At 61.8% G+C, this 21,770-nt stretch carries 22 protein-coding genes, 1 pseudogene and 1 riboswitch; of the genes and pseudogenes, 14 read left to right on the plus strand and 9 right to left on the minus strand.

Features of this window, described 5'->3' with window-relative positions; genetic code table 11:
- Positions 1-1,125 precede the first annotated feature (1,125 nt).
- From NKI54_RS34850 to NKI54_RS34870, 5 genes are all read right to left on the minus strand, one after another.
- The gene (locus tag NKI54_RS34850) at positions 1,126-2,181 is read right to left on the minus strand and encodes a lipocalin-like domain-containing protein (RefSeq protein ID WP_352638473.1); all 1,056 of its coding nucleotides are present in this window, start codon (positions 2,179-2,181) and stop codon (positions 1,126-1,128) included.
- Positions 2,171-4,579 carry an ABC transporter permease gene (locus NKI54_RS34855; RefSeq protein ID WP_352638475.1) on the minus strand — a complete coding sequence of 803 codons (2,409 nt, stop codon included), beginning with the start codon at positions 4,577-4,579 and terminating at the stop codon, positions 2,171-2,173. Before NKI54_RS34855 ends, NKI54_RS34850 begins: the two co-directional genes overlap by 11 nt.
- The gene (locus NKI54_RS34860) at positions 4,579-5,235 is read right to left on the minus strand and encodes an ABC transporter ATP-binding protein (protein WP_031211739.1); all 657 of its coding nucleotides are present in this window, start codon (positions 5,233-5,235) and stop codon (positions 4,579-4,581) included. Before NKI54_RS34860 ends, NKI54_RS34855 begins: the two co-directional genes overlap by 1 nt.
- 371 nt (positions 5,236-5,606) lie before the next feature.
- Positions 5,607-5,792: a DUF3606 domain-containing protein gene (locus NKI54_RS34865; RefSeq protein ID WP_023676578.1), complete on the minus strand. Its 186-nt coding sequence runs from the start codon at positions 5,790-5,792 to the stop codon at positions 5,607-5,609.
- Positions 5,793-5,842: 50 nt separating this feature from the next.
- Complete coding sequence (locus NKI54_RS34870; protein WP_023676577.1) at positions 5,843-6,217, minus strand: DUF1488 family protein; 375 nt, start codon at positions 6,215-6,217, stop codon at positions 5,843-5,845.
- Between the two features lie 411 nt (positions 6,218-6,628).
- Here NKI54_RS34870 and NKI54_RS34875 point away from each other — a divergent pair, with 411 nt between their 5' ends.
- The 6 genes and pseudogenes from NKI54_RS34875 to NKI54_RS34900 all read left to right on the plus strand — a co-directional run bounded on the left by NKI54_RS34875 (position 6,629) and on the right by NKI54_RS34900 (position 11,494).
- Complete coding sequence (locus tag NKI54_RS34875; protein ID WP_352624791.1) at positions 6,629-7,066, plus strand: hypothetical protein; 438 nt, start codon at positions 6,629-6,631, stop codon at positions 7,064-7,066.
- A 630-nt stretch (positions 7,067-7,696) separates the two neighbouring features.
- Positions 7,697-8,011 (plus strand): co-chaperone GroES, encoded by a 315-nt coding sequence (locus NKI54_RS34880; protein WP_023676575.1) that lies wholly within the window; start codon positions 7,697-7,699, stop codon positions 8,009-8,011.
- A gap of 50 nt (positions 8,012-8,061) precedes the next feature.
- Entirely contained in the window at positions 8,062-9,705 is a 1,644-nt protein-coding gene (gene groL / locus NKI54_RS34885; RefSeq protein WP_023676574.1) for a chaperonin GroEL, read from the plus strand.
- A gap of 42 nt (positions 9,706-9,747) precedes the next feature.
- A pseudogene (locus tag NKI54_RS34890) lies at positions 9,748-9,822 on the plus strand (NADH-quinone oxidoreductase subunit D-related protein); the annotation flags it as partial.
- A 49-nt stretch (positions 9,823-9,871) separates the two neighbouring features.
- Positions 9,872-10,237, plus strand: coding sequence for a 4a-hydroxytetrahydrobiopterin dehydratase (locus NKI54_RS34895; RefSeq protein WP_023676573.1), 366 nt, complete (start codon positions 9,872-9,874; stop codon positions 10,235-10,237).
- Positions 10,238-10,426: 189 nt separating this feature from the next.
- On the plus strand, positions 10,427-11,494 hold the full coding sequence (locus NKI54_RS34900) for a cyclic nucleotide-gated potassium channel (protein WP_352638470.1): 1,068 nt from the start codon (positions 10,427-10,429) through the stop codon (positions 11,492-11,494).
- A 275-nt stretch (positions 11,495-11,769) separates the two neighbouring features.
- Here NKI54_RS34900 and NKI54_RS34905 read toward each other — a convergent pair whose 3' ends face one another.
- Positions 11,770-12,681, minus strand: coding sequence for a phosphatase PAP2 family protein (locus NKI54_RS34905; RefSeq protein WP_352638474.1), 912 nt, complete (start codon positions 12,679-12,681; stop codon positions 11,770-11,772).
- Between the two features lie 340 nt (positions 12,682-13,021).
- Here NKI54_RS34905 and NKI54_RS34910 point away from each other — a divergent pair, with 340 nt between their 5' ends.
- From NKI54_RS34910 to NKI54_RS34925, 4 genes are all read left to right on the plus strand, one after another.
- Entirely contained in the window at positions 13,022-13,339 is a 318-nt protein-coding gene (locus NKI54_RS34910) for an ArsR/SmtB family transcription factor (protein WP_023720727.1), read from the plus strand.
- Positions 13,336-13,818, plus strand: coding sequence for an SRPBCC family protein (locus NKI54_RS34915; RefSeq protein WP_254818127.1), 483 nt, complete (start codon positions 13,336-13,338; stop codon positions 13,816-13,818). Before NKI54_RS34910 ends, NKI54_RS34915 begins: the two co-directional genes overlap by 4 nt.
- A gap of 346 nt (positions 13,819-14,164) precedes the next feature.
- Entirely contained in the window at positions 14,165-15,562 is a 1,398-nt protein-coding gene (mgtE, locus tag NKI54_RS34920) for a magnesium transporter (RefSeq protein ID WP_502894205.1), read from the plus strand.
- A 139-nt stretch (positions 15,563-15,701) separates the two neighbouring features.
- On the plus strand, positions 15,702-16,088 hold the full coding sequence (locus NKI54_RS34925; RefSeq protein WP_023676566.1) for a MerR family transcriptional regulator: 387 nt from the start codon (positions 15,702-15,704) through the stop codon (positions 16,086-16,088).
- A gap of 19 nt (positions 16,089-16,107) precedes the next feature.
- On the opposite strand, the gene NKI54_RS34930 is transcribed toward NKI54_RS34925, so the two are convergent.
- The 3 genes from NKI54_RS34930 to NKI54_RS34940 form a co-directional block, all read right to left on the minus strand.
- Positions 16,108-16,614 carry a methyltransferase family protein gene (locus NKI54_RS34930; RefSeq protein ID WP_352454650.1) on the minus strand — a complete coding sequence of 169 codons (507 nt, stop codon included), beginning with the start codon at positions 16,612-16,614 and terminating at the stop codon, positions 16,108-16,110.
- Between the two features lie 16 nt (positions 16,615-16,630).
- Positions 16,631-17,629, minus strand: coding sequence for a heparan-alpha-glucosaminide N-acetyltransferase (locus tag NKI54_RS34935; protein ID WP_352624782.1), 999 nt, complete (start codon positions 17,627-17,629; stop codon positions 16,631-16,633).
- Positions 17,630-17,847: 218 nt separating this feature from the next.
- Complete coding sequence (locus tag NKI54_RS34940) at positions 17,848-19,041, minus strand: aromatic ring-hydroxylating oxygenase subunit alpha (RefSeq protein WP_352638468.1); 1,194 nt, start codon at positions 19,039-19,041, stop codon at positions 17,848-17,850.
- 141 nt (positions 19,042-19,182) lie between these two features.
- Positions 19,183-19,379, plus strand: a riboswitch (cobalamin riboswitch).
- A gap of 36 nt (positions 19,380-19,415) precedes the next feature.
- Here NKI54_RS34940 and NKI54_RS34945 point away from each other — a divergent pair.
- From NKI54_RS34945 to cobO, 4 genes are read left to right on the plus strand one after another with little or no spacing between them, the layout of a single operon-like run.
- Complete coding sequence (locus NKI54_RS34945; RefSeq protein ID WP_023676561.1) at positions 19,416-19,595, plus strand: CbtB domain-containing protein; 180 nt, start codon at positions 19,416-19,418, stop codon at positions 19,593-19,595.
- A 15-nt stretch (positions 19,596-19,610) separates the two neighbouring features.
- Positions 19,611-20,393, plus strand: a complete 783-nt coding sequence (locus NKI54_RS34950) for a CbtA family protein (RefSeq protein WP_352638467.1) — start codon at positions 19,611-19,613, stop codon at positions 20,391-20,393.
- Positions 20,386-20,907, plus strand: a complete 522-nt coding sequence (cobU, locus tag NKI54_RS34955) for a bifunctional adenosylcobinamide kinase/adenosylcobinamide-phosphate guanylyltransferase (RefSeq protein ID WP_352694360.1) — start codon at positions 20,386-20,388, stop codon at positions 20,905-20,907. Before NKI54_RS34950 ends, cobU begins: the two co-directional genes overlap by 8 nt.
- Position 20,908: 1 nt before the next feature.
- Positions 20,909-21,526, plus strand: a complete 618-nt coding sequence (gene cobO / locus NKI54_RS34960) for a cob(I)yrinic acid a,c-diamide adenosyltransferase (protein ID WP_352568974.1) — start codon at positions 20,909-20,911, stop codon at positions 21,524-21,526.
- The last annotated feature ends 244 nt before the right edge of the window (positions 21,527-21,770 follow it).

Genomic DNA, 21,770 nt, shown 5'->3' on the forward strand with positions numbered 1-21,770 from the left:
TCTGCTCAGTCTAACGTCTCGATTGGTCATGGCACTTCCCCTTCCACGGGAATCGGTGATCGCAATGTCACCACCGTGCCATGGCCGCTCGCCCCTCAGAGCAAGCGCCGTTCTCTCTCCAAAACTTTTTGCAGAACCTTCAGCACACTATCTTCAACGGCCGGGCAGGGGGGCGCGTGCAAAAGGGTGGGCGCGACCTAAGCAACGGCCGGGGCGTTCAAGTCGCTAGAGGGATACCGCCAATACAGTGCTGTGACCGAGTTCGTTTGCTGACGGGCTTCTTAATCGGCGCAAATCGGTCCGTCTCCAACCTCCGCAACCAGTTCCAGCATAAATCACTAATAGTCGCGATCTGATCAAAGCCCTGCCGGAAAAAACGGCAAGGCTTTTCCCACGGCAGGTTTGGCGAAGCGCGGAAGGGCACTCTGCCGCCCAGAGTAAGCGGCCTGCACGGTGAAGACGAGAGGGACGCTTTTCCAAGCGCGGAGTTCGAATCCCTCCGAGCCCACCAAGTCGCCTCCCTGCAATGCTGGCCTGGACCTGTCAAATCGTCACGTTAATGATGTCGGTATCGGTGGTTGCGTGTCCCCGCAACCACTTCTGTCATAGTACGATAACCGTCTCGGTCTAACCGAGGCGGTTTTTTCGTGTGGCGAGTTTGAAAATGTCTGGATTGCGTGAGGCCGTGAGGCCGGGCATTAAGGCGCATATTTTGCGGGAAGGCCTTCATGAACCTCAATCATCGGCAGAATGCGCCGTGCAGCGTAACCATCCGGTGTGGACCGCGGCAGACGCCGTTTCACGTGTTAGACTGCTTGGCATGGAGATCGACACCGACAGGATTGACGCGTGCAGCGGTGGTGCTTCGACGTAGAAATCGGAAAACACGCTCGCGGCCACTCTGCACTACGCAGATGCGCGCCCATCTCCGGCCACGCAACATCGATCCGCAATTCGGAGCCATGTAGTGGTAGGTGGCGGCGCAGGACCGCTACATCGCCAGAGCCATTACCTGAGATAGTGGGTTTGAGGTGGTGGTAGAGGGAAGGGCGCTGGAAACTAACCTTCTCCATTTTCGGCAATTCGCCAACCGTCGCGATCTCGCGATTGAGCAGTGTCCTCCAGTCACTCATAGCCTGTCATCTCGAGATAGCCGCGCCCGGCATGGGTGCCCTCAAATCGGATCGGGCCTTCCCAATAGGGAGAGCGTGTGTCCATCCAGGCTTCTGGGTTTAGCGTCCGGATGGTCACATCCACTCCGTTTTCCGGCAATTGCACCCTCCAGCGGATCGGCACGCTACGTCCCGCGACTGCCGCCGTTTCGAGCGGCGTCACCCTTAGCGCGCCGGGGGCCTGCGGCTGCGGCCTGCCGTCGGCCTTGATCCATGTGGCCGATGTAAAGCCCGCGCCTCCGTCGCGCAGGCGAAAGCCCATCATCTTTTCGCCGCTGTCGAAATGCAAGGAGAACCAGTCCCACCCGGTCTGATCCTCAGCCAGCGGCTGCGAGGACCATTCGTGGTCCAACCACGCCTGACCGGACACCGCGATCACGCCCGCCGGAAGGGTCAGTGTACCGGTCACGTGGTAGAATGGTTGCGAGTAGTAATAGCTCGCCTGCCCCTTCTCGGATTTCACCGAGTAGCCCTGCACTCCCTGCGGCACCAGAGGGCCTTTGGCGTCCAGTGCCAGTTCGTAGGAAAACGCCTGTCCCGCCGCGTGCAGATCGAGCGCCGACAGCGCATCCGCCTCTGGCAGGGCCCGACCTGCCATCTGCCAGTTGTCAATCCAGGCCGCAAAGGGTGCAGCCGAAACCCCCGCCTGGCCGATGCCGCCCCGTGCCAGCCGTTCGGCCACGAATTGGTGCGTTCGCGTCGTCAGCCCGGCATGGCCCATCCAAAGCTGCGGACTGGACCAGCCGGACTGCTCCACCGGGGCCAGGGCGGATCGGAAAAGAGTCCATTGCACGCCATAGTCCGCTCCATCCGCAGCTTGCAGGTTGGCCGTCAAATACCACCATTCGATCCGGTAACCGGGGTGCGGGCCGTGGTCTGCCGGAAAGTTGAATGCAGTCCCCGGCTGCGGCACTGAAAACCCGTCAGCCTCTGTGCCAAGCCCAGCAAAACCCTGGCCAAAGGCAGGTGCGGCCAAGCTCATGTAGATCAGCAATGCTCTAACGCTCATGTGCAAATACCTTCAGCAAATCCGATGGCGAAAGACGCGCCAGCCGCCAGGCAGGCACGGCGGCTGCAAGTCCGGCCGCCAGCAACGCGAGCGCCGCCAGCCGCGCCCAGTCACCGGGAAAAAGGTGCATCGGCAGACGCCAGCCAAAAGCCTCCACATTCACCACCGCCAGTAGAACAAAGGCGAGCCCGATACCTACAGGCAGAGCGGCCAGCATGGTCAAGGCTGCCAACAACAAGCCGCGCCAAAGCTCCAGCCATACGAGGTGGCGGCGGGGCAGACCCATGGCCCAGACCGGCGCCAGTTGCGGTAGGCGCATCCCCGACAGGGTCATGAGGCTCGCAAACATCGCCAGCCCCGCGACTCCCAGCGTCAGCACATTCAGCGCGGCTGTCACTCTGAATGTGCGCTCAAACACTTTGAGCGAAAAGACCTTGATCCCGGCCTGGTCAATCACGTTCTGCGCGGGCAGCCCGAATTCCGCCCGCAAACCCGCAGCCAGTGCTTCGGCCTTGCCAGGGGCAATCCGAATGGCATAGCGCAGGCGGGAGACGTCAGGATAGTGCTGGAGCAGTGTGTCGATCCCGATGATCACTTGGCCGATCGGGTTGCCATAGTCGGCATAGACGCCGACGATGCTGGCCCGCCAGCCACCGGGCAGCGTGATCTGGTCCCCTAAGCCCAACTCCTGGCGCCGCGCCAGTTGTTCGTTGATCAGGGCGCCGTCGCCTGTGGCGATCCGGTCCCACACCCCCGGCACTGCAGAGAGGATCGGCCAGTTGTCGCGATAGGTGCCATGATCGGCCACGCCGTATATTGCCGCGGGCTGGCCTGCGACCCGGCCCTCAATGCTCCAGATCGGCAGGACCGCGTCGCTGCGCTGGGCCAGCCAGTCGCGTATCGCCGTGGCCTCTGCTTCGGTGCGGGCGGTCACGTAAAGCTCTGAGGCGAGACGCTGATCGAGCCAGCCGGTGAAGGTCAGCCGAAAGCTCGACACCATCGTGCTGACGCCCACATTGACGGCCAGCGCAAGCAGCAGTGCCATTAGCGCCAATGACAGGCCGGGAAGCTGTTGACGCGTGTCGGCCCAAAACCATTCAGCCAATGGTCCACGCGCCAAGCGGCCGCCAAGGTGCAATATCCCCGTCAGCACGAGCGGCAGCGCCAGTGCCGCCCCCAACAGCAGTGCCGCCAGAAGCGCAAAGCCCGCCTCGAGGCCGGATCCGAAGTGTGCAATTCCCCCCGCCGTCAACAGGAGCACCATCGCAGCCACGCCTTGCGCGCGCAGGGCCCGCTCCGAAGCCCGCGCCCAGGCCCGAGGCTGGGCCGGCGCAAGCAGCGGCAGGTGCCATAGCCGCCAGAGGCTTTGTGCGGCCGCTACCAGCGTGCCGATTACCGCGATCGCCAGCCCCGCTGCCCACACTGCGGGGCGGATCGACAGCGTTCCCGGCACATCGGCCCCGTAAAGTCCGCGCAGGGTGGCGGCGACGTCGGGCAAAAGGGCCGAGGCGACTACATAGCCAAGTGCCACGCCCACCAATCCCGCGAGGAGGGCGAAGATCAGCAGCTCGGCGATCAGCAAAAGGACCAGCACGCGGGCCGGCAAGCCCAGTGCGCGCAGCGTGCGAAACACCGGGCGGCGCTGTTCAAAAGCCAGACCGATGGCGGAATGCACGATGAAGAGCCCCACCGCAAAGGCAAGAAAACCGAAAGCCGTCAGGTTCAGGTGAAAACTGTCGGTCAGCCTGGCAAGATCCCCCGTTTCACTCGGCTCGCGCAGGGTCAGGCCGGGGGCTGTCACCTCTAGAGGGGCACGGCCAATCGGTTGGTCCGGCCAGAGCAAAAGACGAGAGATCTTGTCCTTTGCCCCAAGCAAGACCTGCGCCTGCCCGATGTCGGTGAGGACTGTGCCAGGCGGCAAACCCTCGGCCACGCGCACGGGAGGTGTTGCTTGCTCGGTTAGTCGTGCCGCGGTTTCCGGAGTTGCATAGAGCACCCCGGGCGCCGTGATGAACGGCAATAGCTCATCACCCACTGCAACATCCACCTGCTGCGCCTGCGGCGGCAAAGTCAGTGGGTCAATGCCGAGGACGCGCAACCGCACATCCCCAAACCGCATTTCACCTTCAATCACCGGCGAAGCCAGCCAGCCTGCTCGCCGCAGTCTCACAAACACCTGTTGATCCATCCGGGTCCCGTCCTCACGCACCAGTTGCGCGAGCCGGTCCTGCCCAAGGATCGCCGCTGCACGGTCATAGCTCGCCCGCGCCTCACCGTTGATCGCCTGAATCGCTGACCACAACGCCGTTGCCAGCGATAGCCCCAAAAGCAGCATCGCCAGTTGGACAGGCCGCCTGCGCCAATGCGACAAGAGCGCTGACAACCCGGTCCACACCATCAAGCCAGCCGTCCCGCGTGCAGGTGAACGTGGGCGTTCAGCCGGTTTGCCAGACGGTTGGAATGGGTAACCATTAACAGGGCGGCACCCGTTTCAGCCACCAGCGACAGCATAAGATCGAGTACAGCGTCCCCTGTTGCCTCATCGAGATTGCCCGTGGGCTCATCGGCCAAAACCAGCCGGGGCCGAACGGCTAGGGTCCGCCCAATCGCCACCCGCTGTTGTTGCCCACTCGACAGCTGTTCAGGGTAGCGCGTTAGGACCTTGGCCAGGCCCAGCCGTTCAGCAAGGACCTTCAGCCACGCCGGATCAGGACGGCCGGCAAGTCGAGCCTGAAAGGCAAGGTTGGCTGCCACATCAAGCGAAGGGATCAGGTTGAACTGCTGGAACACAAGTCCGACTGTTCCCCGCCGCAGGGCGGCAAGGGCCGTATCGTTCAGCCCCACAATATTGGTACCGCCAAGGTGGATTTCTCCCGCATCAGGGCTGTCGAGCCCTGCAACGAGGTGCAAAAGCGTGCTCTTGCCGCTGCCAGACTCGCCGGTCAGCGCAAGGCTCTTGCCCGCCTCCAGCGAAAGATCGATCCCGTGCAGAACATGCAACGGCCCTTCGCCAGTGGGGTAGAATTTGTCGATCTGGTCCAGCCTCAGCAGCATGTTACTCCCCGGAGGCCCGCGTGCTTCTGACACGGCATGCCAGTGAAATAGCGCCAAACAACGACCCCTTTCATACAGCCTCCAAACCCACTGCCTTAATTGGACAATGGTTTTCTTCAGAGGCTCGCGTTTTGCATCTAACGCGACCTCCACTTGGAATTCGATGTACAATTACGATCTAGAGCGGTTCTCAGCTAGGCGGGATAGGCGTTGACCGTGCCGTCGCAACTCACTCTCCAAACGGAACTGGAGCGCTGCCTTCAATTCCTCAGCAGTGCCGATGCCGTTGCTGAAAAGCGCCATGATTATGCCTGCAGCCTGGTCACACTCAGGCGTGCTTGGCTCTATGCCAGCCTCACGGGAATACGCGATCAAACCTTTCGGGCAAAGAGTTCCTCTTCGATCTTTGCGCGGTTGTTTCCATACTTTTTTACCAGCCTGAGGGCATCAGCCCGTTCGAGATGGTGCTTCTTCATGAGGTACCCGACTTCATAGTCTTCGCCACCGTCGACCCGTGCTCTGTCTTGCGGACCACGCTTTGACTTGTCGTCTGCCATGACAACCTCCATGGGCGATCGCCTCGCCCAAACGTGTCAAGGATAATCCTCTAATCGACGGGGACAAGGACGTAGTCGCCAACCATGTCGAAACCGCACAACTCCGCGGTCGCAGGGATAAGCCGATCCCTTACGGGGAACGCTTTGCTCGTCCGCCGTTCGAAGCGTCGAGGTCTTCTGGGCTGGTACACGTTCTTGCGGCCGTGGGAGGAAGCTTTCCGCGCGACATCACGAATGGAGTCCCTTGATGCATCGAAGGTCGCCAAATAACCCGCTTCGGCTGTGGCTGCTTCCGGTTTTGCGTTCGCGAGCGCTTCAATCTCAATCAAGAACGGCATTTCAAACATGCCATCGTAGCCGAGAAAATGGAGGTATTGTCCGGCCTCGTCGTAGCTGCGGCTTCGGTTCGGAAAAGTCAGCGCCAAGGTTGAACATACCTCAAGCCGTCAAGAACCGCGTAGCGAACGTCTGTTGCAGGCTCGCGGCCTTGCGTCTCTTCGCATTGTGCGCGTTCAGAATTACGGCGGTTTCGAAGCTAAACTGCCACTCGCTTGATCCCGCTGCCCGGCCAGCGATGGAGCCGGGCTACTCCAGCACAGACTCTGCCGTCGATCACCTCGATCGGCACGGACTCCAGACCGACATCGTCGAACAGCCGCGCATTTGACCGCGTTCGCCAAATTAATGGCCGGATCTTTGCGAAGCCTCCGCATTTTTGTGGGGGGAAGCCCTCCCAGCATCATCGTGATTGGACTTCACGATCGGTCGGAGTCACGCTGGCCGCAGGTATAAGAAGGATATGGGTGGGCCAACTATCGTCCGAATAGGAGGCTAAAATGAAGCACCAGACGCTTGAGCAACTGCAGATCGTCGCCGAGATCGATCAGGACTACCTGCGCCAGGCCATGTCGCGCAGCGAACGTCTTGAACGCTGGGCGGAGCTCCTTGAACGGAACCCTGACCGGCGACTCTCGACGCTACACCAAACCGAGTATCAGCCGGTTAGATCACGCGGGGCCATGCGCGGCGACGGCTCGCCGATCTCAGTCGCTTTCGAGGATCCTGTCCTCCGCGCCGCCGGGTTGGAAAGCGACAACTACGGCGAAGCGAAGCGGTTCTTCGAACTGACCGACAGGCAATTGCATGAGATCATCTGCTATTGTCATTTCGGCGCGACGGTGAGCGCCGTAACGGCCGCCCGTCACATCCGTGCGGCGATTGCCCGGAGACAGCCCGGCATGTTCGCTCGGATGCGTGAGGCGTTCGTCGGATAAAGCCGGAGCCGTTTCGCAGCATCATTTTTGAAGCGGCTCGCATGGAAAGCCGCCGCCGTAGCGCGGGCAAGCGCTCCCCACGCGGGGAGGCTGCGTTGCATGAGGGGGTGCGGCTTTCCGCAGGAGCACGCCGACGCCCCTCCTGCATCTTTTCCATCCGAACCGGAAAGATCCCAATGCTGCCAGTACATCCGTGGTCAGCGCCGTGGTTCAAAGGCTCGAACAGAGCGACATGCGCGCCGGATAAGCGCTATACATTCGCTGTCGAAAATTCGGTGCTTCATGGTGGGTCGAAGGTCGCAGACCTATGTCGATCGGGACCGGGAAAGCCAAATCGTGCCAAATTTTCGCGAACTGTATATAAACATTCAATCAAGGCTCAATAGGTTTGGTGCGTAATTGCGGGTTAATATAGTCTGTTGTCGGCAAAAGTAAGAGGGATGAATTACAATAAAATTGCTTATGGCTCCGCCTTTCGGACGGCCAAAAGCGCCGGTAACAACGACTGATTTACATTTCAAATATTTTCGGTTTGAGGAATTAAAAATTTGGCACTCCTATCATTCGAGTGCCAAAGGGGCTATGTTAAGTGTTGCAGTCGCTCTATGTGCGGCGGCAGAAAGAACCCCAATGAAATTCCGGCCACTCCACGACCGCGTCGTCATTCGGCGCGCGGAAGGCGATACCAAATCCAAGGGCGGGATCATTATTCCCGACACCGCCAAGGAAAAGCCTCAGGAAGGCGAAGTGATCGCCGTGGGCCCGGGCTCGCGTGACGAGAGCGGCAAGCTGATCCCGCTCGACGTCAAGGCCGGCGATCTCATCCTGTTCGGCCAATGGTCCGGCACCGAGGTCAAGATCGACGGCGAGGACCTCCTGATCATGAAGGAGAGCGACATTTTGGGCATCGTCGAGAAGATCAAAGCGGCCAAGAAAGCCGCCTGACCGGGCGATTTCCGATCCCGCAATTTCAAGACTGAACTGGACGTAAAATCATGTCTGCCAAGGAAATCAAATTCGCTACCGATGCCCGCGACCGGATGCTTCGCGGCGTCGAAATTCTGAACAACGCCGTTAAGGTGACGCTCGGCCCCAAAGGCCGCAATGTCGTCATCGACAAGGCCTATGGCGCGCCGCGCATCACCAAGGATGGTGTCGCCGTCGCCAAGGAAATCGAGCTTGCCGACAAGTTCGAGAACATGGGCGCCCAGATGGTGCGCGAAGTGGCCTCGAAGACCAACGACCTCGCCGGCGACGGCACGACGACAGCCACGGTGCTGGCCGCTTCCATCCTGCGCGAAGGTGCCAAATTCGTTGCCGCGGGCATGAACCCGATGGATCTCAAGCGCGGCATCGATCTTGCTGTGGCTGCTGTGGTGAAGGACATTCAAGCCAGGGCCAGGAAAGTCAAATCTTCGGACGAGATCGCCCAGGTTGGTACGATCGCCGCCAATGGCGACGCGTCGGTCGGCGCCATGATCGCCAAGGCGATGAACAAGGTCGGCAATGAGGGCGTGATCACCGTCGAAGAAGCCAAGACAGCCGAAACCGAACTCGATGTCGTCGAAGGCATGCAGTTCGACCGTGGCTATCTCTCGCCCTATTTCGTCACCGATGCCGAGAAGATGCGCGCGGAGCTGGAGGACCCTTACGTTCTCATCCATGAGAAGAAGCTCGGCAATTTGCAGGCGTTGCTGCCGATCCTCGAAGCTGTGGTGCAAAGCGGTAAGCCGCTGCTGATCATCTCGGAAGACGTCGAAGGCGAGGCGCTAGCAACGCTGGTCGTCAACAAGCTGCGCGGCGGCCTCAAGGTCGCAGCCGTCAAGGCGCCAGGCTTCGGTGACCGGCGCAAGGCGATGCTGGAAGACATTGCCGTGCTCACCGCCGGCCAGATGATTTCCGAGGATCTCGGCATCAAACTCGAGAACGTCACGATCGACATGCTCGGGCGGGCTAAGCGCGTGCTCATCGAGAAGGATACGACGACGATCATCGACGGCGCCGGCGAGAAAGCCACCATCCAGGCGCGCGTCCAGCAGATCAAGTTGCAGATCGAGGAAACGTCCTCGGATTACGACAAGGAGAAACTCCAGGAACGTCTCGCCAAGCTGGCTGGCGGCGTTGCTGTCATTCGCGTCGGCGGCGCGACCGAGACGGAAGTCAAGGAAAAGAAGGACCGCATCGATGATGCGCTGAACGCCACTCGTGCAGCCGTGGAAGAAGGCATCGTTGCCGGCGGCGGTGTTGCGCTTTTGCGCGCCAAGGCAGCTTTGACTGAGCTTACTGGCGCGAATGCTGACATGACGGCAGGTATTTCGATTGTGCTGAGAGCACTTGAAGCGCCGATCCGCCAGATTGCCGAGAATTCCGGCGTTGAAGGTTCGATCGTCGTCGGCAAGCTCTCCGACAGCAAGGATCACAATCAGGGCTTCGACGCCCAGAACGAAGTCTATGTCGACATGATCAAGGCCGGTATCGTCGACCCCGCCAAGGTCGTTCGGACGGCCCTGCAGGATGCCGGCTCGATTGCCGCGCTCCTGATCACCGCTGAAGCAATGATCGCGGACATTCGGCAGAAGGTTTCGCCCGCTATGGGTGGCGCGGGAGGTATGGGCGGAATGGGCGGAATGGACTACTGAGCGGCGCCTGAAACTATAGCCAGGACGACGGAAGGCCAGCGACGCGGGCACATGCGAGCCGATATCTCGGCGATCATCGGTTCGCTCGACATCGTGTTCGGGGAGATCGATCGATAGGCTCGTCGCTGTCGTATTTGCTGCTAAAAATGGTCTTGGAGACAAGAACATGACCGACACTCTTGCCGAGAAAACATGTACGCCTTGTCGCGGCGGCGTCCCGCCGCTCACGCGTGATGAAGCCCAACGCTTCCAGGCACAGGCTCCTGATTGGGAGCTGGGTGACGATGCCCACCGCATTCAGCGGAGCTTTCGATGCCGCAATTTCCGGGACGCGCTCACCCTTGTTCAGGAGATCGGTGAGCTCGCCGAAACCGAGGGCCATCACCCCGACATCAGCTTCGGCTGGGGTTATGTGACGGTTTCCCTGAGCACCAAGAAGATCAAAGGACTGCACGAGAACGATTTCATCATGGCGAGCAAGATCGATCGGATGCTCGATCGCGCGGGGCGGCCCCTCGACCGCCAACGGTGACACGGCAAATCCATTGCCAATCAAGTGAGGTCGTTTATGCCACACATCCGTCGAGGGGCAGCTCGATCTCGACCCTGATCGGATGGTTCATGGCCTATGGTCCAGCGACGATCGCAGCGAAAATAAGCACCTTTGCGCTTGCCTTGAAGGCATCCTATTCTGGAGGGTAGTATCCGCTCGGGGCATAGAATGTCGGTACTGCCTTCCTTAAGAATTTGCGCGCCGCTCAACGCGGTGCTGGCTGCGACTGGGCTTGTGGCGGTGGCTACGCTCACGACACCGGACCTGTCCGGACGAAGCAGACTGGCTTTGGCTGCCGTGCTCGCGGTCATTTGGGGCGTCTATCTCCTGGAATTGGCCGAGAAACTGCTCAAGCGCCGGGCGGGAGACGTTCGGGACAGGACGCCGGCAATCGCCATTGATGTGCTCGCGGTTTTGGTTCCACTCGCCGCATTTCTGCTCGTCGGCACGCCCGACCGGAGCCTCTACTGTGCTGTCTGGCTGCTGAAACCGCTGCGCGATTCAACTTTCTTCCCGCTGCTGGGCAGAATCCTGACCAACGAAGCGCGCAACCTGATCGGCGTCGCCACGGTCTTCGGCATCGTTCTTTTCGGTTTTGCGCTCGCAGCCTATGTCATCGAGCGCGACGTCCAACCGCAACAGTTCGGCAGCATCCCCCAGGCAATGTGGTGGGCCGTGGTCACGCTGTCCACCACCGGCTATGGCGACGCTATTCCGGAAAGCTTCGCCGGCCGCGTCCTTGCCGGGGCGGTCATGATGAGTGGCATCGGCATCTTCGCGCTCTGGGCTGGCATTCTTGCCACCGGCTTTTATCAAGAAGTCCGTCGCGAGGATTTCGTCCGCAATTGGCAATTGGTCGCCGCCGTGCCGTTGTTTCAGAAGCTCGGCCCGGCCACACTAGTCGAGATTGTGCGCGCATTACGACCTCGCATCGTGCCGGCGGGCGCTGTGATCTGCCGCAATGGCGAGACCGGTGACCAGATGTTCTTCGTCGTGGAGGGGCGCGTCAGCGTCGCGACGCCGAACCCGGTGGATCTGGGCCCTGGCGCCTTCTTCGGCGAGATGGCGCTGATCACCGGCGAACCGCGCTCGGCGACCGTCAGCGCCACAACGGTGGTCTCACTCCTGTCGCTACACTCGGCGGATTTCCAGATGCTGTGCAGCAGCAGCCCGGAGATCGCAGAAACCATCCGCAAGACCGCGCTCGAGCGGCGTGGCGCGGCGCCTAACGGTTGACCGTATTAGACTAGGTGTTCGTCAGGAGGAGGATGCGATGCCAAGGCGGCCAATTGCCTGCCGATGGCGGCTGGCTGGAACTACATGCTCTGCCGCTGCCGAACCACCCTCAATACAAATCGAATTCGAAAGCGGAATCTCTTGCCCGTTGAATTCGAGCACGGCAGGGAGCGTCCTTGTCGGGGCACGTGCTGTTTGCCTGATTGCGGTCGCGAGTTTGGCTTACGCGAAGTGGCCATCGGCGGGCATGGCCATCTATCGACAAGCGCACATAACTATTCGCGCACCAGGCGTCCGGTCGCCCACCAGATCACCGATACAACAACGATCGATGCGTAGCCGTCCACGGCATAGTGCCAGCCAGTGAACACCGATCCGTACAGGATCAGGGCTGCAAAGGTCCAACCCGGAACGCCAAGCCAGCGATTGATCGATGACAGCAAATAGGCGTTCAATGCGGCAAAGGCGACATGCATGCTTGGCATGGCCGAGATGCCGCCGCCAAGACTTGGCCGGCCGCTTTGGTAAGCCATCAGGAGATATGCCGCGGGTTCCCGCACCATGTAACTATGGTCCAGCCTGTCCAGGGCCGCATTCAATCCGTGGAAGCGATCCACGCCGACAAAGTGGTGGTAGTAAACCGGTCCGACCGATGCCAGCGCCAGGGCCAAGACCGTTCCGAGGACGGACAACGTCAGCGCTGCTGCGCAGAGATAGCGGATGCGGGCAATCTCGTCCGACCAGAGCGACACGAAAAGGATGGTGCCGAACCACTGGTAAAACCAAATGACTTCATAGCTGTTGAAGACGACGAACGACCAATTGTTGCCGTCGAGCTTATGGACCATCTCCCATGGCGGCATCCCGTGCAGCCATTCATCAGCATCGGCCAACCAGTTGTCGGCATAGTATGGGACGACGGACGGGATGGCGATCTTGTAGGTAGAGAACGCGGTCAAGCTGGCAAAGCAGAACAGCAGCACCAGCAGACAACCGCGCCAGCGCCCTTGAACCAAATCCAGTGCGTAGCGAACCGGTTGCCGCCGGCCATGGATTAGCGCGGCACAGCAGACGCCACCGATAAACAACACCGGAATGCCAACAAGAAACTTGTGAGAATAGATTAAGGCTGACGTATAGAATACTTCTGGATATAGTGCAGATGCGCCTAAAACGTATGTCGCCATGAACAAGGAGAGGCGCAATTGCCATATGGCGGAGGGCCTGTAGCGAGAGGCTTCCGTGGTTAGGGCCAAACCAATTTACCCGTTCTTAACGTTTCGCCGGAGAGACACAAACACCGATAAGGTAAAAACCTTGCCGCCAGGTTTACTTTTCCCCGGTGGTCGACATTTGCCGGCTGGCCCGCATGCGGTGGATTGATTCCCTGAGCAATCTTGCATCCGCATTGCTGTCCATGCCCCCGCGTCAAGGAATTGCCCCGGAGCCTCGAGCCGGCCGGTTGCTTAAACACGGGCCCGCCACGCCTTCGGTTGACATATCATAAGTTTTAGCTTATCATAAGTTATGGTTTATGATTACGCAGGAATGGTGGCCTTGGCCGATCCGACGCGCCGCAAGGTGTTCGAGCTCATCGCCGATCGGCCACGCTCGGTCATCGATCTGACGCGAGTGCTTCCGGTCTCGCAGCCGGCGGTATCGCAGCACCTCAAGGTTTTGAAGGAAGCCCGGCTGGTCCGCGCAGAGCCGAAGGGTGCCAGCAACATCTATCATCTCGACCCGCATGGGCTCGGCGAGATGCGTGCCTGGCTCGACCGCATGTGGGGCGATGCGCTCGACGCCTTCAAACGGGAAGTCGACAACAGCAAGGAGAAGAGGAAATGACGACCATGATCAAGCCCGCGCCGGTCAGGAAGTCGGTGACGGTGGAGGTGCCGCTCGACAAGGCATTCGATGTGTTCACCACAGGATTCGGGCGCTGGTGGCCGGCTTCGCACTCGATCGGCAAATCCGCCCTGACGACCGCGGTGATCGAACCGAAAGCCGGCGGCCGCTGGTACGAGATCGGCGAGGATGGGTCACAATGCGATTGGGGCGAGGTTCTCGCCTGGGATCCGCCGTCCAGGCTGACGCTCGCCTGGCGCATTGGAGCCGGCTGGCGCTACGATCCGGCATTGCTGACCGAAGTCGAGATCCGCTTTGTCGCGCTCGGCGAGAACGCGACGCGTGTGGAACTCGAGCACAGGCTTCTGGAGAACATGGGCGAAACCGCAGAGGCGATGCGCGAGGCCTTCGAATCCGAGGGTGGCTGGAGCGGTCTCCTGGACCGCTATGCGGCTGAGGCCAAGCGCCACGCCGCCTGATCGGGAAGCCTTCCAGTCCAATACCAGCGAGGCCCTCGCACTGTCGGCCTCGCCGTTTTGAATCAGTGTCGATCTGCCCATCTGGTTGACCGGGGGGGGATACGCTGCCCTTTACCTGCCGCCGCGAAGGTTTGCAGCGCCGCAGGTTTGTAGAACGTCCTCTCCTCCTACCATCCGGTATGCGCCGCGTCGTTTGGACGCGCGAACGGCGCTGTAGCAATTTGTCGTTGTGCATGGTCCTTTCGCAAAATCGATTCCGATTGTCAGGGTCATGCGTTAGACCTGACAGGCACCTTATCCGGAAATCCGATGGCGGGAGGCGCTGGTGGAAGGCCAGGACGAACAGATGACCGGCGCCAGGGCAGCCGAGGAGCGCCGCGCCGACATCTATGACGAGGACGGCGTCATCCTGTCGTCGTTCCTCGCCCAGATCGGTGCCGCGATCGCCGATCGCGATACGCTGACGCTGAAGCGTGAAGTCGACGATCTGCACCAGTCGGAACTCGGCCACCTGCTCGAGGCCCTGCACCCGGAACAGCGACGCGCGCTGGTCGAATTGCTGGGCAAGGATTTCGATTTTTCCGCGCTGACCGAGGTTGACGAGGCGATCCGCCGCGACATCGTCGACAGTCTGCCCAATGCGCAGATCGCCCAGGCGGTGCAGGATCTCGATTCCGACGACGCGGTCTACATTCTCGAAGACCTCGACCAGGAGGACCAGGACGAGATCCTGTCGCAGCTGCCGTTCACCGAGCGGATCAGGCTGCGGCGTTCGCTTGACTATCCCGAAGAGACCGCCGGCCGCCGCATGCAGACGGAGTTCGTCGCGGTGCCGCCGTTCTGGACGATCGGCCAGACCATCGACTACATGCGCGAGGACAACAATCTTCCCGACCGTTTCAGCCAGATCTTCGTCATCGATCCGAGCTTCAAGCTGCTCGGCGCCATCGACCTCGACCAGATCCTGCGTACCAAGCGCTCGGTCAAGGTCGAAGAGGTCATGCATGAGACCAGGCATGCCATCCCGGCCACCATGGACCAGGAGGAGGCGGCACGCGAATTCGAACAATACGATCTTCTGTCCGCCGCCGTCGTCGACGAGAACGAGCGGCTGGTCGGCGTGCTGACCATCGACGACGTCGTCGACGTCATCCAGCAGGAGGCCGAAGAAGATCTGCTGCGCATGGGCGGCGTCGGCGACGAAGAACTCTCGGACAGCATCTTTTCGACCTCGCGCTCGCGCGTGCCCTGGCTGCTGGTCAATCTTTTGACGGCTTTCCTGGCGGCCTCGGTGATCGGCCTGTTCGACCGCACCATCGAGCATATCGTGGCGCTGGCGGTGCTGATGCCGATCGTCGCCGGCATGGGCGGCAATGCCGGCTCGCAGACCATGACGGTCACGGTGCGGGCGCTGGCGACCAGGGACCTCGACATCTACAATGCCGGCCGCATCATCCGCCGCGAAATCGGGGTGGGCTTCATCAACGGCATCATCTTTGCCATCCTGATCGGCCTCGTGGCTGCTGCCTGGTTCCACGATCGCAATCTCGGCGGCATCATTGCGGCTGCGATGATCATCAATATGTTCGTGGCGGCTCTGGCGGGCATCCTTATCCCGCTGCTGCTCGACCGCTTCAAGATCGATCCGGCTGTGGCTTCGGCGGTTTTCGTCACCACGGTCACCGATGTCGTAGGTTTCTTTGCCTTTCTCGGGCTCGCCACATGGTGGTTCGGCGTGCGCTGAACGTCACCTCAATTGACTTTTACGTAAATGCCATGCGAGGCTTTGAAAGGTGCCTTGTCCGCCGATTCTGGTACGCGCCTGGGCGCCGGCGGCGCCGGCCAGTTGGAACTCGCGGCGTGGCCGGGGCATTGGAGTGACGATGCGGGAATATTATTCGATCACGGAGCTGACCCGCGAATTCGACGTGTCGACGCGGACGTTGCGCTTCTATGAGGACGAAGGGCTGGTGCAGCCAGTAAGACGCGGCCGCACTCGGCTGTTCCGTCCGTCGGACCGGCATCTCATCCGCCAGATCATGCGCGGCAAGAGGCTCGGCTTCTCGATCAACGAGATCCGCGAAATCATCCAGATGTACAGGGAGCCGCCCGGCGAGGTCGGCCAACTCAAATTGATGATCAAGCGCATCGAGGAAAAGCGCGAGGATTTGCGCCAGAAACGCCGCGACCTCGAAGAGACGCTGGCCGAGCTCGATCAGGCAGAGGAATCCTGCGTCGAGCGGCTGGTGGAACTCGGCGTCACCACATGAGCGTGGCGTCAGCGCCGGCTCAAATCCAGCGCCGCACCCTTTTGGCGTAGTCCCGGTATTTCTTGCCGAATTTGGCCGTCAGCACCTTCTCCTCGCTCTCGATCGTCAGCTTCTGCGTCAGGAACGCCGCGATGACCGCCAGCGGCAGGAACCAGGCGATCCCAGTGACAAAGGCGAGGCTGACCAGCAGCAGCGTGTTGGCGAGGTAGATCGGGTTGCGGCTGACGGCGAAGGGTCCGGTAGTCACCAGATGGTCAGGCACGCCGTTCGGGTTGAGCGTCGTCTTGGCGCGGATCATGGTGCGAATTGCCGTGAACCAGAGCGCGGCAACCGCCACCAACCCCACAAGGCCGGCGGCGAACAGGATGTCGCCGAGAAGATCGCCGATCCACGGCAGCGGATAGAACAGCCCTAGCGCGACGCTGACGATGATGGCGGCGATATAGATCAGCGGCGGCCATGGGATGTGCCCCAGCTTCGGCTGCCCAGGATTTTGCTGCACGGGTTTCGGGTGACTGTCGCTCATTATTGTCCTCCCTCGATTAGCGCGTTCCCGGTTCCGCCGCCTCGGTTTGGGCGGTGCAGGTGCCGGCGAGCTCGCCAATATGCGCCTTCCACTCCGGGGACTGGTCGTTGCTGTAGAGCCGGTCAAGCGAGGCTTCGCCCTGGAGACTGTCCAGCATGCAGGCACAATAGCTGGAGCAGAACTCGGTGTCGCGTGCCTGCTCGCAGGATATCTGGCAGGATTTCAGAAAACGCACCTCCCTGATTTCGGCCTGCGCCGGCATGAATTGCGAAAACAGCCAGACCGAGCCGATCAGCACCGGCTGATGGATCAGATAGAAGGCAAGGCTGTGCCGGCCGATGAAGACCAGCGGATTTGCCCAGCGGCCGGGCGCCAAGGCCGACAGCCGCGTCAGCGCGCCGGAGGTGGCGGCGAGCTTGGTAACCGCGATGCCGGCAAGTACGGCGCCGAACCAGGGCAGCAGTGGAACGTAGTCGTTGGAGCGCGGGTTGGTCGCCGACAGGCCGACCCACCACAAAGCCGGATGATCGAAAAGCTCAGATCGCAGGTAGAAAGGCGCGGCAATAGCGAGGGCCGCCACGGCAAGCGTCAGCAGCGCCGGGAGGCGCAGGAACGCCAGGCCGAGCAGGCTGGCGAGCGCGATCTCGTGCAATATGCCGAAGAAGATGAAGCCATCGGGCGTGGCGATGCGGGTGACCAGCGATATTGCGAGCGCTGCCCCGGCAACCATGGCGAAGCGCTTCCAGAAGCCGGTCCAGCGGATTTTCTTGCCATGGGCGAGATAGAGGCTGATGCCGACCAGGAACAGGAAGCTCGAGGCGATGCAGCGCGCGTAGATTTTCCACCAGCCGAAGGCGGTGAGGCCGGGATCGGTGTAGCCGAAGAATTCGAGGTCCCAGGTGAAATGATAGCTCGCCATGGCAAGCAAAGCGATGCCGCGTGCAATGTCGATAGCGGCGATGCGCTTCGACTTCGGTTGATCCTGAACGGCTGCGCTCGGCGTGTCGATGCTCATGGTCTCGCTGTCTTGGTTCAGCCCCGGCAAGACGACTATCACGGTTGCCACCGTCAAAAGAAGCAGGGCCTTGCGTCGCGTTGGTACCGGTCGGCATCAGAGCTGCTTTAGGCCAGAGCCGGAAAGCCTTTGGCCGGCGTGCAGGCGTTCTTCGGCCTGGGCGCGGTTTTCGCAACGCTCGGGCTGCTGGCGGCGGCCTGCGGCTTCGTCACCTGGCGCTATCTGCCCAAATCGCTTTGATGTTCGAGCGCCGCATGGCGCTCGCGCACCCAGTTGTGGAAGCGGTGCAAGTCGTATTCCTCGGGCATCAGTACGCCGGCCTTGTGGCGCATCGAGCGCAGGCCCATCTGGTTGACCTCGCAGATATCAGCATCCTCCTCCAGCACCTGGGTACCGAAGGCGACGATGTTGTCGATATCCGCGGCCGGTTCGGCGAGCGCTTCGGGCGAAAAAAGCCATTCGGCGGTAAGTTCGGTCTGCTCCGGGCCAAGCGGCACCAGCCGCACGGTCCTGACATAGTCGACATGGCCGACGACGAACATCGACGGCATGCTGGTGGCATAGGTCTGCCCGGCGGCACGCTCGCCCGGCGTCAGGCCGGAAAAGACCGAGCCGTGGACGCGCCCGTCGCGCGACCAAGTTTCGGCCCCGGCCCGCAAGCCGCCGGCAAATTCCGGCGCGTCATTGTCGGCGTGGCGCGCCCATTCGGGGTCGTCGTGCCGGCCCATCAGGCCGCGGCCATAGATCGGCACCAGCCGCGACAGGTCCTTGTGGACGCCGGGGCAGTGCAGGCACTCGTTGAAATTTTCCCAAAATACCTTCCAGTTGCAGTTTATCACCTTGCGCAGCACATGGCCGCTCAGCAGCGTTTCCAACGGCCAGTTGGCGAGGTTGCCGGATGCCGGATCGAAGGATGTTTCAGCCGAGCCGGCAGCGTCTTCCGCCAGATTGACGAAGACGAAACCGCGCCACACCGAAAGCGCGACCCGGTAGAGCGGATGATCGGCCTTGTCGAAGCCGTCCGGCAGCGATTTCGACGGCACGCGCACCAGATCGCCGTGCAGCGAATAGGACCAGGCATGGTATGGGCAGGTGATGAGCCGCGCCTTCAGCCGTCCTTCGCTCTGCTGGCAAAGCTGCGAGCCGCGATGCCGGCAGGTGTTGTGGAAGGCGCGCAACTCGCCGGTCTCGTCGCGCAGCACGACGACCTCCTGCGTGCCTATGCGGAACGTCCTGAAAGCCAGCGGCTGGGCAAGGTCGGCCTCGCGGCAGACGAGCAGCCAGTTGCGATACCAGATGGCCTCGAGATCGCGCTGATAGGCCGCGATGTCCCAATAGGCTGATGACGGCAGCGTCGGCTCGGCCCGCGTCAGGCCGTTGTAGGGACCGCGCTCATTCGGGCTGGGTTGCATGCCGGCTTCCTCCCCATCCGCCAGCCGACACCCGGCTGCGAAAATTGTCAATCGCGGCGCCGGCCGACCGGGCTTGGCGAGGCGGCGCATTCGCCACACGATCCGGCGGAATTTGGTTTGCCGGGCGCGGCGATTCTGCCTATAGTCACTGATGTCGTCGGTTCCGTTTGGAACCAAGAGGGAATGCGGTGAGGGCAAGTTGTTTGCCCAATGCCGTGGCTGCCCCCGCAACTGTGTGCGGTAGTCCTCTCCATATGCCACTGAAGGTTCGCCTTCGGGAAGGTGGGGAAGGGCGCTGATCCGCGAGCCAGGAGACCTGCCGGCGACAGGAAACTGACTTCTATGCCCTCGGGTGGAGGGCGAAAGGACAAGACATGAATACCGCTTCCGTCTCGCTCGGCGCTTCCGCCTCCTCGCAGTCGCGTCTCATGCAGCTGGCGCTTGCTGCATTCCTCGGCATTTTCGTCATGGGCTTTGTCGGCTTCTCGCATATCGATGCGGTCCACAATGCCGCCCACGACTATCGCCATTCGATGGGCTTTCCCTGCCACTGACAAGGGGCTGACATCATGACACTGTTTCGCAACGTCGTGTTCATCGCGGCGATCGCAGGGCTTGTGGCCGGCGTGGCTCTCGCCTGCATGCAAGCCTATGCCACGGTGCCGCTCATCCTAAAGGCGGAAGTCTACGAACAGGCCGGCGGGGGCCATGACCATGCCGCGGCACCTGCGACACCGGCCGAAAACGCCGCGGGCATGACGGCTATGAGCAGCGCCGCGTCGGCACCGGCTGAAGCAATGGCTCCGGCGGAAGACGAAGGCTGGGCGCCGGCGGACGGTTTCGAACGCTTCGGCTTCAGCGTCGTTGCCAATATCGTCACCGGCATCGGCTTTGCGCTGGTCCTGGTTGCGGTTTCGGAATTCGCCGGCGGCATCGGCAATTGGCGCCAGGGCCTGTTCTGGGGGCTGGCCGGCTTTGCCGCATTCACGCTGGCGCCGGGCCTCGGCCTGCCGCCGGAACTGCCGGCGATGCCGGCGGCCGACCTTGTCCAACGCCAGATATGGTGGTGGGCAACAGTGGTGGCGACAGCGGCCGGTCTCGGCCTTATCGTCTTCCGCAGATCGCTGCCGCTGGTGGCTCTTGCCGTGGCGTTGATCGTTGCGCCGCATATCGTCGGCGCGCCGCAGCCCGATAGCTTCGAGACGGCGATCCCGGAAGGCCTGCACCACCAGTTCGTGGTGGCGGTGACGCTGACCAATCTGGTGTTCTGGCTGGTGCTCGGCGCGGTCGTCGGCGTGGTGCGCGGACGCTTCACGGGCACGGCGACCAGCCTGCGCGACAGCTTTGCCTGACCGCGCTGCCGGGGCACTGACCCTGGTCATCGGCGGTGCGCGCTCGGCCATGAGCGCGCATGCCGAGAGCCTGGTGACGGTCGGCCCGCCGCCTTGGAGCTATATCGCCACGGCGCAAGCCTATGACGACGAGATGCGCCAGCGCACCGCGCTGCACCGCTCGCGCCGCGGCGCCGGCTGGACGACCATCGATGCGCCGCTCGACCTTGCCGGCGCGATCGGAGCGCTGCCTGACGGCCAGCCGGTGCTGATCGACTGCCTGACGCTGTGGCTGACCAACCATATGCTGGCCGACCATGATGTCGAGGCCGAATGCCGGAGGCTGGCCGATGTGCTGTCGCGGCCGCGTGGGCCGTGGTTCGTGGTGTCCAACGAGGTCGGCCAGGGCATCGTGCCGGACAATGCGCTGGCAAGACGGTTTCGCGACGCCGCCGGCCGGCTGAACCAGGACGTCGCGGCTGTTGCCGGCACCGTGCTTTTGATGGTGGCGGGGCTGCCGCTCAAGGTGAAATGACATGGCTGATACTATCGATCCCAAGGACGAGGAACGCCACCGCGCCAAGATGGCCAAGCGCAAGGCGGTGCAGGACGCCGAGGTCGCGGCCAAGACGGTCGAGAAGGGGCTGCTGATCGTCAACACCGGACCGGGCAAGGGCAAGACCACGGCCGCCTTTGGGCTGGCGCTCAGGATGCTCGGCTATGGCAAGCGCGTCGGCGTCGTTCAGTTCATCAAGGGCAAATGGCACACCGGCGAGAAAGACGCCTTTGCTGCCTTCGGCGACCGTGTCGTGTGGCACGCCATGGGCGAGGGCTTTACCTGGGAGACACAGGACCTGAAGCGCGACATCGCGGCGGCCGAGGCTGCCTGGGCGAAAGCGCTGGAGCTGATGGCCGAGCCGTCGATCAGCCTCGTGGTGCTCGACGAGCTGAACATCGCGCTGCGCTACGACTACCTCGATCTCGAAAAGGTGGTCGCGGCGCTGAAGGCGCGTCGCGAAGGCCTGCATGTCGTCGTCACCGGCCGTAACGCCAAACCGGTATTGGTCGAGGCGGCCGATCTGGTCACCGAGATGGGCGTGACCAAGCACCACTTCTCCGCCGGCGTGAAGGCGCAGCAAGGGATCGAGTTCTGAGGAGTGTTGCTGGCGCCTCTTCTTCCTTCTCCCCTTGTGGGAGAAGGTGGATTGGCGCGCAGCGCCAAGACGGTTGAGGGGTGCTGGCCGGGGCGCTGTTGGTGCCAAGCTGGAACACCCCTCATCCGGCCGCTTCGCGGCCACCTTCTCCCACAAGGGGCTAGCGTGCGCACACATCTGATTTGGCGGGGATTAGTTTGGATTTGCAAGAGCGAAGCCCTCGGCGATGGCGTGGAAGCGTTTT

This window comes from Mesorhizobium sp. M0663, from assembly GCF_040320585.1.
Classification (GTDB): domain Bacteria; phylum Pseudomonadota; class Alphaproteobacteria; order Rhizobiales; family Rhizobiaceae; genus Mesorhizobium.

Coding starts and splice junctions, on each gene's coding strand:
- NKI54_RS34945 (WP_023676561.1), top strand. CDS start 19,416: ATGAATACCGCTTCCGTCTCGCTCGGCGCTTCCGCCTCCTCGCAGTCG.
- NKI54_RS34925 (WP_023676566.1), top strand. CDS start 15,702: ATGCGGGAATATTATTCGATCACGGAGCTGACCCGCGAATTCGACGTG.
- NKI54_RS34865 (WP_023676578.1), bottom strand. CDS start 5,792: ATGGCAGACGACAAGTCAAAGCGTGGTCCGCAAGACAGAGCACGGGTC.
- cobO (WP_352568974.1), top strand. CDS start 20,909: ATGGCTGATACTATCGATCCCAAGGACGAGGAACGCCACCGCGCCAAG.
- NKI54_RS34950 (WP_352638467.1), top strand. CDS start 19,611: ATGACACTGTTTCGCAACGTCGTGTTCATCGCGGCGATCGCAGGGCTT.
- NKI54_RS34910 (WP_023720727.1), top strand. CDS start 13,022: ATGGTTTATGATTACGCAGGAATGGTGGCCTTGGCCGATCCGACGCGC.
- NKI54_RS34940 (WP_352638468.1), bottom strand. CDS start 19,041: ATGCAACCCAGCCCGAATGAGCGCGGTCCCTACAACGGCCTGACGCGG.
- NKI54_RS34895 (WP_023676573.1), top strand. CDS start 9,872: ATGACCGACACTCTTGCCGAGAAAACATGTACGCCTTGTCGCGGCGGC.
- mgtE (WP_502894205.1), top strand. CDS start 14,165: ATGACCGGCGCCAGGGCAGCCGAGGAGCGCCGCGCCGACATCTATGAC.
- NKI54_RS34850 (WP_352638473.1), bottom strand. CDS start 2,181: ATGAGCGTTAGAGCATTGCTGATCTACATGAGCTTGGCCGCACCTGCC.
- NKI54_RS34855 (WP_352638475.1), bottom strand. CDS start 4,579: ATGGTGTGGACCGGGTTGTCAGCGCTCTTGTCGCATTGGCGCAGGCGG.
- NKI54_RS34930 (WP_352454650.1), bottom strand. CDS start 16,614: ATGAGCGACAGTCACCCGAAACCCGTGCAGCAAAATCCTGGGCAGCCG.
- NKI54_RS34880 (WP_023676575.1), top strand. CDS start 7,697: ATGAAATTCCGGCCACTCCACGACCGCGTCGTCATTCGGCGCGCGGAA.
- NKI54_RS34915 (WP_254818127.1), top strand. CDS start 13,336: ATGACGACCATGATCAAGCCCGCGCCGGTCAGGAAGTCGGTGACGGTG.
- groL (WP_023676574.1), top strand. CDS start 8,062: ATGTCTGCCAAGGAAATCAAATTCGCTACCGATGCCCGCGACCGGATG.
- NKI54_RS34875 (WP_352624791.1), top strand. CDS start 6,629: ATGAAGCACCAGACGCTTGAGCAACTGCAGATCGTCGCCGAGATCGAT.
- NKI54_RS34860 (WP_031211739.1), bottom strand. CDS start 5,235: ATGCTGCTGAGGCTGGACCAGATCGACAAATTCTACCCCACTGGCGAA.
- NKI54_RS34900 (WP_352638470.1), top strand. CDS start 10,427: ATGTCGGTACTGCCTTCCTTAAGAATTTGCGCGCCGCTCAACGCGGTG.
- NKI54_RS34905 (WP_352638474.1), bottom strand. CDS start 12,681: ATGGCGACATACGTTTTAGGCGCATCTGCACTATATCCAGAAGTATTC.
- NKI54_RS34935 (WP_352624782.1), bottom strand. CDS start 17,629: ATGAGCATCGACACGCCGAGCGCAGCCGTTCAGGATCAACCGAAGTCG.